The 15,917-nt window shown below is 66.8% G+C and carries 18 protein-coding genes; 16 read left to right on the top strand and 2 right to left on the bottom strand.

The features are described 5' to 3' along the window. Window positions 1-314: 314 nt before the first annotated feature. The gene (locus JW958_02835; GenBank protein MBN1825174.1) at window positions 315-851 is read right to left on the bottom strand and encodes a thermonuclease family protein; all 537 of its coding nucleotides are present in this window, start codon (window positions 849-851) and stop codon (window positions 315-317) included. 212 nt (window positions 852-1,063) lie between these two features. On the opposite strand from JW958_02835, the gene JW958_02840 reads away from it, so the two are divergent. The 3 genes from JW958_02840 to JW958_02850 all read left to right on the top strand — a co-directional run bounded on the left by JW958_02840 (window position 1,064) and on the right by JW958_02850 (window position 3,311). Continuing rightward, entirely contained in the window at window positions 1,064-1,786 is a 723-nt protein-coding gene (locus JW958_02840) for a hypothetical protein (protein ID MBN1825175.1), read from the top strand. Window positions 1,787-1,817: 31 nt separating this feature from the next. Next, window positions 1,818-2,534, top strand: a complete 717-nt coding sequence (locus tag JW958_02845; GenBank protein MBN1825176.1) for a hypothetical protein — start codon at window positions 1,818-1,820, stop codon at window positions 2,532-2,534. Between the two features lie 99 nt (window positions 2,535-2,633). Further along, entirely contained in the window at window positions 2,634-3,311 is a 678-nt protein-coding gene (locus JW958_02850; GenBank protein MBN1825177.1) for a hypothetical protein, read from the top strand. Between the two features lie 59 nt (window positions 3,312-3,370). Here the strand turns inward: JW958_02850 and JW958_02855 are convergent, their stop codons facing one another. Further along, window positions 3,371-5,071, bottom strand: a complete 1,701-nt coding sequence (locus JW958_02855; protein ID MBN1825178.1) for a DUF814 domain-containing protein — start codon at window positions 5,069-5,071, stop codon at window positions 3,371-3,373. Between the two features lie 119 nt (window positions 5,072-5,190). Between JW958_02855 and JW958_02860 the strand changes: the two genes are divergently transcribed. The 13 genes from JW958_02860 to JW958_02920 are packed head-to-tail and all read left to right on the top strand — an operon-like array spanning window position 5,191 to window position 15,566. Continuing rightward, window positions 5,191-6,069 (top strand): YicC family protein, encoded by an 879-nt coding sequence (locus JW958_02860; GenBank protein ID MBN1825179.1) that lies wholly within the window; start codon window positions 5,191-5,193, stop codon window positions 6,067-6,069. Window positions 6,070-6,071: 2 nt separating this feature from the next. Next, a complete protein-coding gene (gene gmk, locus JW958_02865) occupies window positions 6,072-6,710 on the top strand; it encodes a guanylate kinase (protein ID MBN1825180.1) in 639 nt (212 codons plus the stop codon). Then, window positions 6,707-6,961, top strand: coding sequence for a hypothetical protein (locus JW958_02870; GenBank protein ID MBN1825181.1), 255 nt, complete (start codon window positions 6,707-6,709; stop codon window positions 6,959-6,961). Before gmk ends, JW958_02870 begins: the two co-directional genes overlap by 4 nt. Then, the gene (coaBC, locus tag JW958_02875; protein ID MBN1825182.1) at window positions 6,951-8,192 is read left to right on the top strand and encodes a bifunctional phosphopantothenoylcysteine decarboxylase/phosphopantothenate--cysteine ligase CoaBC; all 1,242 of its coding nucleotides are present in this window, start codon (window positions 6,951-6,953) and stop codon (window positions 8,190-8,192) included. Before JW958_02870 ends, coaBC begins: the two co-directional genes overlap by 11 nt. Window positions 8,193-8,237: 45 nt before the next feature. Continuing rightward, complete coding sequence (locus JW958_02880; GenBank protein MBN1825183.1) at window positions 8,238-8,927, top strand: uracil-DNA glycosylase; 690 nt, start codon at window positions 8,238-8,240, stop codon at window positions 8,925-8,927. 8 nt (window positions 8,928-8,935) lie between these two features. Further along, window positions 8,936-10,324, top strand: coding sequence for a replicative DNA helicase (gene dnaB, locus JW958_02885; GenBank protein ID MBN1825184.1), 1,389 nt, complete (start codon window positions 8,936-8,938; stop codon window positions 10,322-10,324). Continuing rightward, complete coding sequence (locus tag JW958_02890; protein MBN1825185.1) at window positions 10,311-11,129, top strand: ABC transporter permease; 819 nt, start codon at window positions 10,311-10,313, stop codon at window positions 11,127-11,129. The genes dnaB and JW958_02890 overlap by 14 nt, the downstream gene beginning before the upstream one ends. Then, complete coding sequence (locus tag JW958_02895; GenBank protein MBN1825186.1) at window positions 11,113-11,955, top strand: trypsin-like peptidase domain-containing protein; 843 nt, start codon at window positions 11,113-11,115, stop codon at window positions 11,953-11,955. Before JW958_02890 ends, JW958_02895 begins: the two co-directional genes overlap by 17 nt. Continuing rightward, window positions 11,952-12,716, top strand: coding sequence for an ABC transporter ATP-binding protein (locus JW958_02900; protein MBN1825187.1), 765 nt, complete (start codon window positions 11,952-11,954; stop codon window positions 12,714-12,716). The genes JW958_02895 and JW958_02900 overlap by 4 nt, the downstream gene beginning before the upstream one ends. Before the next feature lie 15 nt (window positions 12,717-12,731). After that, window positions 12,732-13,628 carry an MCE family protein gene (locus tag JW958_02905; protein MBN1825188.1) on the top strand — a complete coding sequence of 299 codons (897 nt, stop codon included), beginning with the start codon at window positions 12,732-12,734 and terminating at the stop codon, window positions 13,626-13,628. Next, complete coding sequence (ispD, locus tag JW958_02910) at window positions 13,625-14,326, top strand: 2-C-methyl-D-erythritol 4-phosphate cytidylyltransferase (protein ID MBN1825189.1); 702 nt, start codon at window positions 13,625-13,627, stop codon at window positions 14,324-14,326. Before JW958_02905 ends, ispD begins: the two co-directional genes overlap by 4 nt. Continuing rightward, a complete protein-coding gene (gene ispF / locus JW958_02915; GenBank protein MBN1825190.1) occupies window positions 14,323-14,808 on the top strand; it encodes a 2-C-methyl-D-erythritol 2,4-cyclodiphosphate synthase in 486 nt (161 codons plus the stop codon). Before ispD ends, ispF begins: the two co-directional genes overlap by 4 nt. A 20-nt stretch (window positions 14,809-14,828) precedes the next feature. After that, window positions 14,829-15,566 (top strand): sulfotransferase, encoded by a 738-nt coding sequence (locus JW958_02920; GenBank protein MBN1825191.1) that lies wholly within the window; start codon window positions 14,829-14,831, stop codon window positions 15,564-15,566. Window positions 15,567-15,917: the final 351 nt, after the last annotated feature.

The raw sequence follows: 15,917 nt of genomic DNA on the forward strand, positions 1-15,917 counted from the left end.
GGCACGGTCCGGATGCTTCCGCATCCTCCCTCTTCTCGCTCGCCGACCCACCTCCGCCCGCCCCGTTAAAGCTCGACAGATTCATTTCTCCCCTCGACGGAGGCGGGCTCCGGTGGGTGCCCGGCGAGTCGAGACGGCCCCGAGAGGGAGCCCGGCGGTGGAAGGGAGGTCGCCCCGCGCCCCTTCTCCTCGAAGGATCACGCCGCCCGTCCGAGGAGGAGGCGGAGGGGATGGTGGGAGAGGGAGAGGGTGCCTTTCCTTCCCCCCCCGGCTCTCCCTTCGGGGCACGGTCCGGGAAGGAGGGCGGACGGGAGTCAATCCCCCGCCGGTTCTTTCCGGTGTTCCTGTCGCCACTCATGGGGCGGAATGAAGCGGGGTTCCGGCGCCCGCTCCGCCGCCGCGAGGAGCGCCGCGGCGATTTCCGGGAAGCCGTTGTCGCCGTAGTGGGAGACCGTCTCGTAGGCGAGCCCCTCCTCGATCAGTGTTACACCGAGCAGATCGCCGTCGATGAAGAGGTGGGCGAGAAGGCGACCGTAGTGGTCGTTCTGATAGGGGAGGTACGTCACTCTCTTCGCGGCGCGGATCAGTTCCTCCGCGCGCGCGGCCGCCTCACGCCCGTAGGGCTGGTCCTCGTGGAAACCGTGCTCCGGGTGGGCGATCTCCGGCGTGTCGATGCCGAGCACACGGATTGTAATGTCGCCGAAGGTGATGGTGTCGCCGTCGTCGTAGATGATGCTCTCTTTCGGGATTTCGATCGCCCGGTCGGTTTCCAGGGCGGAATAATGGGCGCATCCCGAGAGGAGCGCGAGAAGGAGCAACAGAACGAGGGGGGCTTTTCGGTTTCGTATCATCGGCGTCCTCCTTTCCCCGACGAATGGGGCCGCCTCGATCCTACCACATCACGCACGGGCGGAGCGATTCGGCGCGAGATCGATCCAAGTTGCTGTAATCAAAAACATTGACAATCGAATTGCTTTACGGTAATCTATGAACGTTCCCGCCCTCCCCGGCGGATCGACGCGCGATCCGCGTTTTCGGCGTTGAAACCACGGGAGGTAATCCCATGCGCCCCACCCTCTTCTCCCTTGTCGCCCTTCTTTTCCTTTCTTCCGCCGCCTTCGGAGAAGAGCCGTACCGGCTCCGCTCGGAGGAGATCTTTTCCCCCTTGGACGGCGATGCGCGGGATGGGTTGTGTCAGACACAATTCTATGACCTCTGTTCCGACAGGACGTGGTCCTGGACGGGATGGTCCCCCCGGGATGTGGTGGGCGTGATCCTGGATCTTCCCGCTGATTGCGGCAAGATACCCGGAGCGAGTTGCACCTGCACCGATATGTGGTGGTACTGGCGGCACACCACTCCAAATCGATCTCAATACGACATCAGTTTTCGGGTCTACGAGTTGGACGAGAACGATTGCATCCTGAACCCTCCCCTGCTGACGATGAACGTGGATCCCGGAGAGGGATGGAATCACCTGGACGAGTTGGGGGAATTCGACGCGGACCGTATCGTGTTGGCTGCGTGTTTCATCAACGCTTTGGGACCCTATCTGACTACCGACAACACGTATGAAAACATCCTGGCCGGCTGCGGATCGGGCCCCACGGTGCCGCGTAGCTTTAATTTCGGCAACTTGCAGGAAGGTCTCTACTGCCCACCCGTCGCCATCACCGACCCGGCCGGACCCTGCAACATCCTGATGAAGGCGAATTTCGATTGCGTCCAAACGTCCGTTCCCGATGCGAGTATTTCATGGGGGGACGTCAAGCGGTTGTTCAAGTAGGAGGAAGAACGAACGGGGGAAGGAGCCGATTGTGAGACGATTGGTTATTGCCGTTTTGATGTTGGCCGTACTCGCCGCCTTCGCCTCGGCGGACATGCCCCGTCCGGCGCAGGCGATCCATGAAGAGATCTTCCCGCACGGGGACGGAGGCGCGCGGGGGCTATGTTCGATCGTCCATTACAACGTCTGCTCGGGATGGGCCTGGACTTGGAGTGGATGGGCAGCGGGCGACATCGCGGGAGTCATTTTCGATCTTCCGCAAGATTGCGGGCATTCAACGGACACCCCCTGTTCGAACACGAAAATCTGGTGGCGCTGGCGACACACCATGCCCGGCCGCGGATTCTCCGAGGTCACTTACCGCATATACGAAGTGGACCAATCCAACTGCATCGTCGGCGAGCCTCTCGCGGAGTATCACAGCGATCCCGTGGAGAACTGGAATCTCATGCCCGGCTTCGGCGACTTCGATGCGGACCGTATCCTGCTCGCCGTATCCTGGGACCAAGTAACACTACCCCGATTGAATACGGATCGCGCGATCATGAATCACAACGTCGGTTGCGCGCCCGAGCCGGTCGCCCACAGCTTTTTCTTCGGGAATCCGCAGAGAACAATGTACTGTCCTCCGCTTCTACTCGAGGATTCCTACGGACCGTGCAACATACTGATGGACGCCGAGTTCGACTGCCAGACCACAGCGACCGAGCCCGCCTCCTGGGGATCGATCAAGGCTCTGTTCAAGTAGGAGTGAAGCCGCGGCGGCTCGGTTGCCGAAAATAAAAAGAGACGGTACGCTTTACCACGTCCCCTTTGGACTCCACGAGACGAAGCGGAGGGTAACGAGGTGAAGCGTACCGTTTTTCTGTCGGCCGTGATCCTTCTCGCGGCCGGAGCGGTCCGCGCCGAGGTGCCCCGCCCCCATGAGGCGGTGGCCGACTCGGCCGGTCGTCCCGGCGCCGGCGCCGCCGCCGGGTTCTGCTCCATTCTCTATTACGAGCCCGAAGCGGCGAGCATCTGGATCTGGTCCGGTTGGCTCGCGGGCGATCGGGCCGGCGTGGTCTTCGATCTCCCGGCCGAATGCGGCAAGAAGCCGGGCACGGCGATCCACCACGACTCCTTCTGGTGGTACTGGCGCCACACCGTCCCCGGCTGGGGCTACACCGTTTCCTATGATCTCTACGAAGTGGACGCCAAGGGCGCGCCGAAGGGTGAGCCGCTCGGTTCGATCGAGAGTTCGCTGCCGATGGAAGGATGGAACCACTACGGCGGATTCGGCTCCATCGAAGCGGACCGCGTCGCTCTTGTCGCCTCCTGGACGAAGGGGGTGATCCCGAGTCTCGCCACGGACCGGCCGGCGCCGGGGCGGAGGCGCGCGCCGCACTCCTTCTTCTATGGGCGCGAGGGGGAGGACGCATCTTCCCGGCCGATTCCCTTCACGGAGAAAGGGAAGGCGGTGCAGGTGCTGATGAGCGCCTCATTCGGCGACGCTCCGGCGGACACGGCGGCGAAAGCGGGCGAGTAAGCGCCGGGACCGGTCTGCGTCGGGATCCGTGGCGCGCGTTTCCCTTCCGCCGGACAAGATCACGAATCCCCGGCCGGCAGCCCCGGTTCGACGAAGAGAGTCTTCTCCCGCTCGCAGGAGACCCGCCCCGGAGGGGCTCCTTTCGGCTTTCTCACGTAGCGCCTCTCCGTATAGATCACCGGCACTTTCGACGCGTGGCGCGCACGCGAGTAGTGCGCGGCGAGCGCCGCCGCCTGCAGGAGCGTCTCCGACGGCACCGGCTTCTTGGGGTCGTCCCGAAGGAGAATAACGTGGGAGCCGGGGGATTGCCCCGCGTGCAAAAACAGATCGCCCGGACGGGCGAACTTCATCGTTAAAAGGTCGTTCTCCTTGTTGTCGCGGCCGACGAGGGCGGTGTAGCCTCCGGCGAGGGCGTACTCGCGGGGACGGATCGGCAGCTTCCTCTCCTTCGGCCGGCGCGCCCGCTTCTCCCACGCCTTTTCGGGGCGTTCTTCGCCGAGGAGGGGACGGGCCCGCGCGAGAAGGCGCTCCGCGTCCGCCTCGTCCACCGCGTCTTCCGTCTCCGCGATCAGCGCCTCCGCCTCGGCGAGTTTCCCCTTCGCATCCTCCACGCGCCGCCGCAGGATCGGCGTCGCCCTCTCTCCCTTCCGCGCCGCCCGGAACCACCTCTCGATGTTCTCCCGCGGCCCCTTCTTGGGATCGAGGTCGATCTCGATCTCCCCGCCCTCGTAGGGATCGGGGAGGCTCACACGGTCCATCCCCCTCTCCAGACGTTGGAAGTGGATGCTCAGTATCTCGCCGCGCCGCCGCGCCTCCGGGTGGCGCTCCGCCACGGCCAGCTCCCTCTCCAGGTTCTCCAGCAGCCGGCGGAGCTTCTTTCTCTCCGCGGTAACCGCCGCGCGCACGCGGCCGAGCGCTTCCACCCCGCGGCTCGCTCCTTCCGTCTCCCGCCAGAGCGCCGCCGCCCCCTCCTCGATCGACGCGAAGGCTCTTCCCTCGCCGCCGGTCCGCGGAAGGGGAACCGCCGAAAGGAGAGGCCGCCCTTTTCTTTCATAGAGAAAGACGCCCGCCGAGCCGCCGCCGCGAAGCGCGTCCGCCAGATCGCGCCACGCCTCGACCGCCGCTCGCCGTCTCTCCTCCGGCGCGCCCTCCGCGGGGATCGCCGCGGCGACCTCCTCCGCCCACTCCTGCGGCATCCCCCGCGTCGCCCTTCTCAGGAAGGCGCCGATCCCGTCCGGCGCCGCGTCTTCGGCGGTGATGCTCTCCGGGTCGAAGGTGAGAGGGTCCGGGCGGTCCATGCCGGGGAGCGGCGGCGCGGCGGCTCCCGGCGCACTCCCGGCGCGCGTTCCCTCCGGGAGCGTGAAGAGCGCGCGGCCGGTCTCGTCCAGCGCCGTCAGCCGCGGCCGTCCGCCGAACAGTTCCGCGCGGAGCGCTTTACCGTCCTCGCATTCGAGGGTGAAGGAACGGTCCACGCCCGGCGTGGTGACGCTCACGACGCGCCCACCCCCGAAAAAATCGTCGAGACGATTCGCCGCGGGAGTCCGGGATCCCGCGGGGCTCTCCCCCTTGGCGAGAAGGGCCGCCGCCGGCGCGCCCGGCCGGAGCGAGAGGGCGAGCGTCCCGGCGGGGAGTTCGAAGCGAAGAAGGTAAACCGGCGCCGGACCGTCGATTCCGTCCGCCTGGAGGGCGTAACGGAACGCGGAGCCGCTGAGCCTTCCGCCCAGGGCGCGCGCCAAAAGGTACAGAGCAGGGGCGTTCATGGCTTCCTTTCTAACCGCTTGCGTCGCCGTAAAATATGCCTGCGCCGCCGAATCGAGCGCGGTTGACTCGCACCCTGCGCATAAGGTATCATAAAGCCCCTCGAAAACAGGAGTCACCCATGCCCGTTTCCAGCATGACCGGCTACGGCCTTTGGGAAACGAGAGTCTCCGGCCTTTCCGTATCCGTCGAGATTCGTTCGGTCAATCACCGGTACCTCGAGCCGTCGATCCGGCTCCCCGGCCCGCTTCTCTCCTCGGAGCAGCGCGTGCGGGAGTTGTTGCAGGCCAGGCTCGACAGAGGACGCGTTTCCCTCACGGTGGAGCTGAACAGCCGGGACGGCATGGAGACGCTCGAACCGGACGAGGCGCGCATCCGCGCCTATCTCGATCTGGCCCGGAGGCTGAAGAAGAAATACAACGTCCCGGGAGAGGCGGATCTGGACACGATCCTCCGCCTTCCCGACGTGATGGTGCGCCGCACCCGGGAGATCCGCGAGAAGGAGCTGTGGCCTCTCGTCGAGAAGGGGATCGGCAGGGCGCTCGACAACATGATCCGCATGCGCCGGCGCGAAGGGCGGACATTGGAGAAGGATCTGCGCGCGAGAATTCGCGCGATCCGCGCCGCTCTCCAGCGTGTGGAGCGCCGTTCCACCGGCCGGCCGGGGCGCGCCGCCGCCGACCTGCGCGCCCGCATCGAGAAGATCCTCGAAGGCACGGCGGTCAGCGAGGAGCGGATGGCGAACGAGGCCGCGTTCCTCGCCGACCGTCTCGACACGACCGAAGAGATCGTCCGCGCCCGCTCCCACCTGGATCAGTTCCTCGTCTTTATGAGCGAGGGCGGGCCGGTGGGACGGAAGCTGAATTTCCTCCTCCAGGAGCTGCACCGTGAGATCAACACCGTCGGGTCCAAGGTGAACGACGCGGAGATCGCCCGCGAGGTGGTCGGCCTCAAGGAGGAGGTGGAGCGGCTCCGGGAACAGGTGCAGAACCTGGAGTAACCATGGTCGAGCGGAAGAGCGGATTCCCCCTGGTGATCGCCGGGCCCTCCGGCGCCGGAAAGACGACGCTCGCGCGGGTGCTCGTGGAGCGGGAAGAGGGGCTTCGTTTCTCCGTCTCCGACACATCGCGCCCGATCCGCGGAAGCGAGCGGGACGGGGTGGATTACCACTTTCTCGGTGAGGCGGCCTTCCGCCGCCGCATCGAGGAGGACGCCTACGCCGAGTGGGCGCTGGTGCACGGCGACTACTACGGGACGCCCCGCGCCGAGATCGACGGGCCGACGGCCCTCGGTGAAACGGTGGTCCTCGATATCGACGTGCAGGGGAGCGAGCAGATCCGCGCGCGCTATCCCGGCGCGGTCGGCGTCTTCATCGTCCCCCCCTCCGTGGAGGTGATGGAGAAGCGGCTCCGGGGGCGCGGCACCGAAGAAGAGACTCGAATCCGAAGACGGATCGAGGACGCCCGCGTGGAGATGCGGCGCAAGTTCGAGTTCGACTATATCGTGATCAACGACGACCTGGACGCCGCCATCGAGACGATCCGCGCCATCGTGCGGGCCGAGCGTTGGCGAAGCGCCAGGCTGAAAGACGCGACCGGCGATTCGGGCCGGCCGGAACGGAAACAAGGAGATCCTTCTTGAACGAAGAAAAGAAACAGTGTGGGCCGGAGGACGAGGCGACCGTGTACGATCGGGTCGTTCTGGCCGCCCAGGAGGCCCGCCGCCTGAACCGGCTGCGTTTCCTCCGCGGCATGGAAGGGGACGCCAAGGTGACCACCGAAGCGCTCCGGGCCGTCATGGGCGACGAAGTGGAGTGGGTCCGCGACGGGCGGGTCGAGCCGCTCAACGTAGAGGTGCCCTTTACGGACGAGGAAAACTCTTTTGCGGATTAGCGGGAAGAAGATCCTGATCGGCGTCACCGGAGGCGTGGCGGCTTACAAGGCTCTCGAGACGGCGCGCCTTCTCGTGAAGGAGGGGGCGCTCTGCCAGGCCGTGCTGACCAAGGACGCGGCGCGCCTTGTGCGGCCCGAGAGCTTCGAGGCGATCACCGGACGCAAGGCGGCCTGCGACCTGTGGGAGGACGAGCGCGCCTTTCGCCCCGCCGTTCCCTTCGGTCCGGAGTCGCGGCCGATCCACATCGCCCTCGCCCAGGACGCCGATCTCTTTCTCGTGGCGCCGGCCACCGCGAACGTGATGGCCAAGATGGCCGCCGGCGTCGCCGACGATCTGCTCACCACCGCCTATCTCGCCGCCACCTGCCCGGTGGTGGTCGCGCCGGCGATGAACAAGTTCATGTGGCTTCACCCGGCCACGCAGAGGAACGAGGAGCGTCTCCGCAGGGACGGCGTGCACATCGTCGACCCCGACGAGGGAGAGCTGGCCTGCGGGTATGAAGGGGTGGGGCGGCTCGCGTCGCCGGAGAGGATCGTCCGCTTCGTCACCGATATTCTCTCCCCCGACGGTGAGCTGGCGGGGAAGAAGATCCTGATCACCGCCGGCCGCACCGAGGAGCCGATCGATCCGGTGCGGGTGATCACCAACCGCTCCAGCGGGCGGATGGGTGTCGCCCTCGCCCGCGCGGGCCTGCGCCGGGGCGCGGAGGTCGTCTTTCTCTCCGGCGCCCTCTCCGTGCCGCCGCCGGAGGGGATCTGGCTCGTGGACACGCCTACGGCGGAACGGATGACGAAGGCGACCCTCGACATCGGCCCCTCCTGCGACGTGGTGGTGATGGCGGCGGCGGTGGGCGACTACCGGCCCAAAAAGGTGGAGACGGAGAAGGTGAAGAGATCCGGTCCGCGCACCCTCGAGCTGGAGCCGACCCGGGACATCCTCGCGGCGCTCTCCGGCTCGCGCGGCTCGATCCGCGTGCTGGTCGGTTTCGCCCTCGAGATGAACGAGGAGGAGCAGCGCGCGCGGGAGAAGCTGGAGAGGAAGGGACTCGACCTGATCGTCGCCAACCGCCCCGAGGTGCCGGAAGGAGGGATCGGCAAGGACTCCACCGAGGCGATCCTGATCGGGAAGGACGGCTTCCGCGAGGAGGTCCCCCTCTCATCGAAGGACGTCCTCGCCGAACGGATCATGGACCGGGTCGCCTATCTGCTCAGGAACGCGAACGCCGGGTAGCCCGGCGCGCCGCGCCGATCCCACGCGCGCACGCGGAGTGAAACGATGGAAGAGAGCGCCGTCGATCTGTTGCGCCGCTGGGCGCGGCAGCAGGTGGAGTTCGGTTATCCGGACCCGATCGTGACGCGCGGCGGCGCGGCGGAGGCGGAACCCGCCGCCGGGAAGGGCGGGCTGGACGCCGTCCGGGAGGAACTGGGCGACTGCGCGCGCTGCCCCCTTCACGAACGCCGCACCCACCTCGTTTTCGGCGACGGCGACCCGCGCGCGGGCATCCTTTTCGTAGGCGAGGCGCCCGGCGCCGACGAAGACCGGATCGGGCGTCCCTTCGTCGGGCGTTCCGGCCAGCTTCTCGACAAGATCTTCGCCGCCGCGGGCATCCGCCGGGATGAGGTCTACATCACGAATGTGGTAAAATGCCGACCGCCCGGCAACCGGGACCCGGAGGCGGAGGAGATCGTCACCTGTCTGCCCTTCCTCATGCGGCAGATCGAGTGCGTCCGCCCCGAGTTGATCTGTTGCCTGGGACGATTCGCCGCCCAGACCCTGCTGCAGCGGCCCGACCCGCTCGGCAGGCTCCGGGGCCGCTGGCACGATTGGGAGGGGATGCGGCTGCTCTGCACCTATCACCCCTCCGCGTGTCTTCGCAACCCGCAATACAAGCGTCCGGTCTGGGAGGATTTCCAGATGCTCCGCGACGCGTATCGCGAAATACGGCCGGCCCGGCCGGCGGAATGAAGGAGCATATGGCGCAGCCGGCGAAATCGGCGAGGAAGGCCGACGCCTACGACCGGGTCCCTCCGCAGGCGATCGAAGCGGAGCGGGCGGTCCTGGGCGCCGTCCTTCTCGACGGGGAGGCGATCACCCGCGTCCTCGATTTTTTGGACTCGGGCGCGTTCTACCGTGACGCGCACCGCAAAATCTTCGACGCCGCCATCTCCCTCTACGAGAGGAACGAGGCGATCGACCTGATCACCATCGCGGACGAGATGAAACGCGCCGGCACTCTCGATGAAGCGGGCGGACGGCTCTACCTTTCGTCGCTCCTCGACGAGGTGGCGACCAGCGCGAACGTGACTTACCACAGCGGGCTGGTGCTGGAGAAGTCGATCCTCCGCCGCCTCATCCGAACCGGTACGGAGATCGTGCAGCAGGGTTACGAAGGGGGCGGCGACGTGCAGGAGCTGCTCGACCGCGCGGAGCAGTCGATCTTCGACATCTCCGAGAGCCGGATCACGCGCGGCTTCGAGCCGATCCGGAACGTGGTGAAGCCGGTCTTCGCGGAGGCGCAGGCGGTGGCCCACGGCGAGCGCGGCCGCACCGGCATTCTCTCCGGCTACCCCGACCTCGATTCTCTTCTCACCGGTTTTCAGAGGAGCGATCTCATCATCGTCGCCGGCCGCCCCTCCATGGGGAAGACCGCCTTCTGCCTCAACGTGGCGCAGAACGTGGCGATCGACGGCAAACAACCGGTGGCGGTCTTCAGTCTCGAGATGGCGAGGGAACAGCTCGTCCACCGGCTCCTCTGCTCCGAGGCGCGCGTGGACAGCCACGCCCTCCGCAACGGCTACGTGCCGCACCGGGATTGGCCGAATCTGACTCAGGCGGCCAGCCTCCTCTCCGAGGCGCCGATCTACATCGACGACACCCCCAGCCTGACCGTGCTGGAGATGCGCTCCCGGGCGCGCCGCCTCCACAAGGAGGTCGGTCTCGGCCTGGTGATCATCGACTATCTTCAGCTCATCGATTCCCACAAGCGGACCGAGAGCCGCCAGCAGGAGATCTCCCAAATCTCCCGCTCCCTGAAGGCGCTCGCCAAGGAGATCGGCGTTCCGGTGGTCGCCCTTTCCCAGCTCTCTCGGGCCGTGGAGAACCGTCCGGGGAAGCACAGACCCGTGCTCTCCGACCTCCGCGAGTCCGGCGCGATCGAACAGGACGCGGACGTGGTTCTTTTCCTCTACCGTCCCGAGGTGTACGACAACACGCCGGAAAACGAAGGGAAGGCGGAGCTGATCGTCGGCAAGCAGAGAAACGGCCCGCTCGGAGTGGTGCATCTCACCTTCATCAAGAACTACACGCGCTTCGAGAGCGTGACCACGCGGATGCTCGACGAGCCGGTGGATGAACTCGAGTAGACCGGCGGGGGGCGACGGATTGCTGGGCTACATCAACAGGCTGGGCCGCTTGGTCGTGAACTCCGTCTGCGACCTCGGCGACATGGCGATCCTCTTCTTCCAAATCCTCCGCTCCTTTCCCAAGCTGCACCGAACCGTGCGGCTCACCCTCGTTCAGATGAAGGAGATGGGCATCAACTCGATGCCGCTGGTGATCGTGACGAGCCTCTTCACGGGCGGCGTCGCGGCGGTGCAGGCGGCGTACCAGTTTCAGGACTGGATCCCTCTCCGCTACGTCGGCTCGGTGGTGGGGAAATCGGTGCTCCTCGAGCTGGGTCCGGTGCTGACCGGGCTCGTGGTGGGAGGCCGGGTGGGCGCGTCCATCGCGGCCGAGATCGGCACTATGAAGGTGACCGAACAGGTGGACGCCCTCGAATCGCTCGCCATCGACTCGATCCGTTTTCTCGCGCTTCCCCGGTTCGTGGCCGGCACGATCATGCTCCCGGTGGTGGTGATCTTCGCGGATTTCCTGGCCCTCCTGGGCGGCTACTTCGCCGCCGTCGGCTCGATCGGCATGTCGGGGCATATGTTCGTGGACGGCATACAGATCTTTTTCAAGATGAGCGACGCGTGGATCGGCCTGATCAAGTCGGTCGTCTTCGGCATGGTGATCGCGCTGATGGGCGTGTACTACGGGTTGCGCACCGAGGGGGGCGCCGAAGGGGTGGGCCAGGCGGCCACCCGGGCGGTGGTTTCCTCTTGCCTGCTCATCCTGATTTCCGACTACATCCTGGCGGAGTTCCTGTTGAATGTGGTTTTCACCTAAAACGAAAGTGGTGGCGGGCGTCTCCTCCGGCGCTCGTGTCGTGGCGATTCTGCTGACGCTGGGGGCGCTCGCCGCGGGCCTGTTCCTCCGTTTCCGCGAAGCCCCCGTCGCGACGCCCCCCGAGCCGCCCCCCGCCACGGACGATCTCCCCGGGCGGGTGGAGGAGATCGCCCGCAGCGTGGTGCTGGTTTGGTATCAGACCGCCGGCGGATGGGCGAACTGCGGCACCGCTTTCGCGGTGGACGGCGAGGGTCGGCTGCTCACCTGTTCCCACCTGGTGCATGGACGGGAGACGGTGACGGTGACGATGCCGGCGCCGGAGGGGGAGAGAAACGTGCGCGCCCGGGTGATCGCCGAGGACCCGAACGTGGACGCCGCGCTTCTCCTTATGGAAGAGGCGCCGCCGCCGCCGGTGCGGCTCGGGCGATCCGACGGCGTGCGCGTGGGCGAGGAGGTCGGCTTCGTCGGCTATCCCCTCGGCTACACGGTGAACGCCCACGTGACGCCGACGCTCACCATGGGACACGTCGCCGCCAAGCCGAACTGGAGGGTTCGGGCGGACTCGCCGCGGATTCCGATGATCCAGGTGGACGCGTCCATCGCCGTGGGGAACAGCGGCAGCCCGCTTTTCCGGGCCGGCACGGGCGAGGTGGTGGGGATGATGAAATCCCAGCTCCGCGTGCCGGGCCAGATCTTGGAGCGGGAGGATCTGCTCGGCTGGGTGGAGACGATTCCCGAGGAACTCGCCCCCCACGCCGGCATCGGGCTCGCGCTCCCCATCGATCAGCTCAAGGATTTTCTGGAGAGGAACGGGGTCCATCGGTGAACGGGAACGATCCCACCATCCGCATCCGCGGCCTGGAAAAGTGTTTCGGTCCCCTGGAGGTGCTCCGCGGGGTGGACCTGGACGTGCATAGCGGCGAGTCTCTGGTGATCATCGGACCGAGCGGTTGCGGGAAGAGCGTCCTCCTGAAACACATGATCGGCCTGATCCGCCCCGACGCCGGATCGATCCGGGTCAAGGGGGAAGAGATCACGGAAATGGGCAGCGAATCCCTTTATGAATTGCGCAAGCGTTTTGGTATGCTCTTTCAAGGCGCGGCCCTCTTCGATTCTCTCACCGTCGGCGAGAACGTCGGCCTCGGCCTGACGGAGCACACCAGGCTCTCGAAGGCGGAGATCGACGAGCGGGTGATGGAGCGGTTGAAGATGGTCGGCATGGGTCACACGGTGGACAAGAAGCCCTCCGAGCTGTCCGGAGGGATGCGGAAGCGGGTCGGCCTCGCCCGGGCCATCGCCATGGACCCGGAGATCATTCTATACGACGAACCGACCACGGGGCTCGACCCGATCATGGCGGACGTGATCAACGAGTTGATCCGCAATCTGCAAAGCCGGCTGAACGCCACCTCGATCACGGTGACCCACGACATGATCAGCGCCTATAAGGTGGCGGACCGGATCGCCATGCTTCACGAGGGAAAGATCATCTTCGAGGGCGCCGTCGACGAGACCAAGAACAGCGGCGACCCGGTGGTGCAGCAGTTCATCCGGGGCGAGGCGGAGGGACCGGTCGGAACGGTCTAGCAAGCGGAGGGGACCATGGCCTCACGCGGCCTGGAATGGAAAGTGGGATTGGTGGTCTTCACGGCCACCGTTATTTTCGTCGCCGGCGTCATCTACCTGGGCCAGAAGGAGATCGGCGCCAAGGGCCCGGAGGTGCGGGTCTCCTTCCGGGAAGTGGGCGGGCTCTCCGTCGGCGATCCCGTCACCGTGTCCGGTCTGAAGCGCGGTTCGGTGGAGGATATCCGGCTCTCCGAGAGCGGGGTGATCGTCACGCTCCGGCTGCGGCCGGACGTGAGTCTCCATTCCGACGCGCGGATCAGCATCGAGAACCAGGGGATCATGGGGGAGAAGTTCGTCGCCATCATCCCCGGTTATTCCGGCGAGCCCCTCGACCTGACCGGCGTGGTTCCCGGCGGCTATTCGCCCGGCCTCACCGAGGCGATGGCGCAGCTCGGCTTGGTGCTGGAGGACATGGGCTCCATCGTCGCCCGGGTGGAAAAGACGCTGCAGGAGTACGACGTGGCGCCGCCGCTCCAGGAGGCGATCATCGCTCTCCGGGACGTTTCGCTGGAGATGAAGGCGATTCTGGCGGAGAACCGCGCCGACACGCGCGCCGCCATGGGTTCCTTCCGAAGCGTCGCGCAGGAGTTGGACGACATGCTCGTCGCCAACCGGGATTTGGTGGACACCTCCGCGGTGGACCTGGCCGCGTCGATGGCTCGCCTGAACTCGACCACGGAGAAGCTCGAACGCGCCTCGGAATCGCTGGAGCTGATCCTGAAGCGCGTCGAGCACGGCCAGGGAACGCTCGGGAAACTCTCCCGTGACGACAAGCTCTACAAGGAGCTGCTCCAAACCACGCAGAACCTGAACGATCTGATCCGGGACATCCAGAAGAACCCCAAACGATACTTGAAGCTGGAAATATTTTGAGCGACCGGTTCCTCATTCCGGAAGTCGTCGCCGTGGTGCCCGCCGCCGGGGCGGGGCGGCGTTTCGGCGCCGGCGCGCCCAAGTCATTCCGCGAGTTGGCGGGGCGGACGATTCTGGCGCGCACCCTCGATGCGCTCGCCGCGGCTCCGTCCATCGGCGGCCTGGTGGTCGCCGCGCCGCCGGACCGGCTGGACGAGGTCCGGCGCCTCGTCCCGGACGGCGCCCCACTGCTCGCGGTGGTCGCGGGCGGGGAAGAGCGTTTCGATTCGGTCCGGAACGCTCTGGCCGCCGTCCCCGAGGGGACGGCGATCGTGGTCGTGCACGACGCCGCCCGCCCCCTCGTCACGGCGCGGGAGACGGAAGAGGCGATCGAGGCGGCCCGGCGTTACGGCGCGGCGCTCACCGTCTCCGCGCCGGTGGAGACGGTCAAGCGGATCGACGGGGACCGGGTCACGGCGACTCTCGATAGGGACTTGATCCGCCTGGCTCAGACCCCGCAGGCCTTTCGCGCGGATCTCCTTCGACGCGCCTTCCGGACCGCCGAAGAGGACGGCGTGAAGGGGACCGACGAAGCGTCGCTGGTGGAGCGCCTCGGCGAACCGGTGGTGCCCGTCGAGGCGGATCGTTGGAACCGGAAGATCACCGTCGAAGAGGACCTCCGTCTCGCCGAGTGGGTCCTCCGGGAGGTGAGGCGATGAGCGAGCCTCGGGTCGGGATCGGTTTCGACAGTCACCGTTTCGTCGACGGCCGGCCGCTGATGCTCGGCGGCGTCCGCATCCCGTTCGATCGGGGTTTGGCGGGGCATTCCGACGCGGACGCGCCGGTTCATGCGCTCATCGACGCGCTTCTCGGCGCGGCCGGCGCCGGTGACATCGGCCTTTTTTTCCCGGATGACGACGAAGCGCATCGCAACGCCTCGAGCCTGGACCTGCTGGATCGGGTGATGGAAAAGGTGCGGGAGCGCGGCTATCGCGTGGGGAACGCGGACCTGGTCGTGATCGCCGAGCGCCCGCGGATCGCGCCGCACGCCTCGGCGATGCGCGCCGCCCTGGCGAAGCGGCTCGGTGTCGAGCCGGAGAGCGTTTCGATCAAGGGGAAGACGGCGGAGGGGATGGGGGCGATCGGGGCCGGCGAGGGGATCGCCGCGCACGCCGTCGTGCTTCTGTTCCCCCGAGGCTGACCGCCCCGCGGAGAGGAATCATGCCCCCATTGGAAAACCCCCCGATCTTCGTGGTCGGCCACCCCCGTTCGGGGACGACCTGGCTCACGCGGCTTCTCGGCGAGCATCCGCGGCTCGCTTCGGGCGGAGAAACCCACCTCTTCAATCTTTACCTCGAAAAGCTTCTCCGGGAGCGGGAGCGCTGGCTCGATGATTGGGTGGACGAGGAAACGCTCCGCGGGCTGATCCGCGACCTCGCCGCCGGCGTCTTCCGCGCGGCGCTGGAGAAGCGGGGGAAGGTCCGGGTCGTGGAGAAGACCCCCACCCACCGTTATTGGATCGCCGAGATCGATGCGCTTTTTCCCGGTGCGCTCTTCGTCCATTCGGTGCGGGACGGCCGTGACGTGACCCTTTCCCTTCTCCGCCGCCGCAGCAGCAGCCGGGAGACTTGGATCCCGCGGACCACGGCGGGATGTGCCCGCGCCTGGCGGGAGTCGGTGGAGCTTCTCCGGCGCGAGGGGGAGCGTCTCGGCCCGGAGAGGATGATCGAGGTCCGCTACGAAACGCTCGTCCGGGAGCCCCGCGCGGAATTGGGCAGGCTCCTCCGGTTCCTCGGAGAAGAGGTCCCCGACTCGGAGATCGAGAGGATACTCGCCGTTCACCCGCCCCGCACGAAAAGCCTCGAGAAGTGGCGCCGCGCGATGTCCCCCTGGGCGAGGCGGCGCTTTCGGAGCGCCGCGGGCGCCACGCTGGAGAGCCTCGGCTACCCCCTCCGCTAGCCCGGATCGCGTGTCCCTTCCCCCGCCGGTCTCCCTTCGGGGCACGGTGGGGGAATGAGGACGGACGGGTAATCCTTCTCGGAGTCCGGGGCGCTTGGAATCGGTATCGCTATCGGAATCGTTCTGTTTCCTTCCCCCACCTGTCTCCCTTCGGGGCACGGTCCGGATGCTTCCGCATCCTCCCTCTTCTCGCTCGCCGACCCACCTCCGCCCGCCCCGATTAATGCTGGGCGGGTTTTCTATCCCCTCGACGGAGGCGGGCTTCGGTGGGTGCCCGGCGAGTCGAGACGGCCCCGAGAGGGAGCCCGGCGGTGGAAGGGAGGTCGCCCGCCCCTTCTCCTCGAAGGATCA

It is taken from the genome of Candidatus Eisenbacteria bacterium, assembly GCA_016930695.1.
GTDB lineage: Bacteria > Orphanbacterota > Orphanbacteria > Orphanbacterales > Orphanbacteraceae > JAFGGD01.

Coding starts and splice junctions, on each gene's coding strand:
- JW958_02835 (MBN1825174.1), bottom strand. CDS start 851: ATGATACGAAACCGAAAAGCCCCCCTCGTTCTGTTGCTCCTTCTCGCG.
- JW958_02840 (MBN1825175.1), top strand. CDS start 1,064: ATGCGCCCCACCCTCTTCTCCCTTGTCGCCCTTCTTTTCCTTTCTTCC.
- JW958_02855 (MBN1825178.1), bottom strand. CDS start 5,071: ATGAACGCCCCTGCTCTGTACCTTTTGGCGCGCGCCCTGGGCGGAAGG.
- JW958_02860 (MBN1825179.1), top strand. CDS start 5,191: ATGCCCGTTTCCAGCATGACCGGCTACGGCCTTTGGGAAACGAGAGTC.
- gmk (MBN1825180.1), top strand. CDS start 6,072: ATGGTCGAGCGGAAGAGCGGATTCCCCCTGGTGATCGCCGGGCCCTCC.
- JW958_02880 (MBN1825183.1), top strand. CDS start 8,238: ATGGAAGAGAGCGCCGTCGATCTGTTGCGCCGCTGGGCGCGGCAGCAG.
- dnaB (MBN1825184.1), top strand. CDS start 8,936: ATGGCGCAGCCGGCGAAATCGGCGAGGAAGGCCGACGCCTACGACCGG.
- JW958_02890 (MBN1825185.1), top strand. CDS start 10,311: ATGAACTCGAGTAGACCGGCGGGGGGCGACGGATTGCTGGGCTACATC.
- JW958_02895 (MBN1825186.1), top strand. CDS start 11,113: ATGTGGTTTTCACCTAAAACGAAAGTGGTGGCGGGCGTCTCCTCCGGC.
- JW958_02905 (MBN1825188.1), top strand. CDS start 12,732: ATGGCCTCACGCGGCCTGGAATGGAAAGTGGGATTGGTGGTCTTCACG.
- ispF (MBN1825190.1), top strand. CDS start 14,323: ATGAGCGAGCCTCGGGTCGGGATCGGTTTCGACAGTCACCGTTTCGTC.
- JW958_02920 (MBN1825191.1), top strand. CDS start 14,829: ATGCCCCCATTGGAAAACCCCCCGATCTTCGTGGTCGGCCACCCCCGT.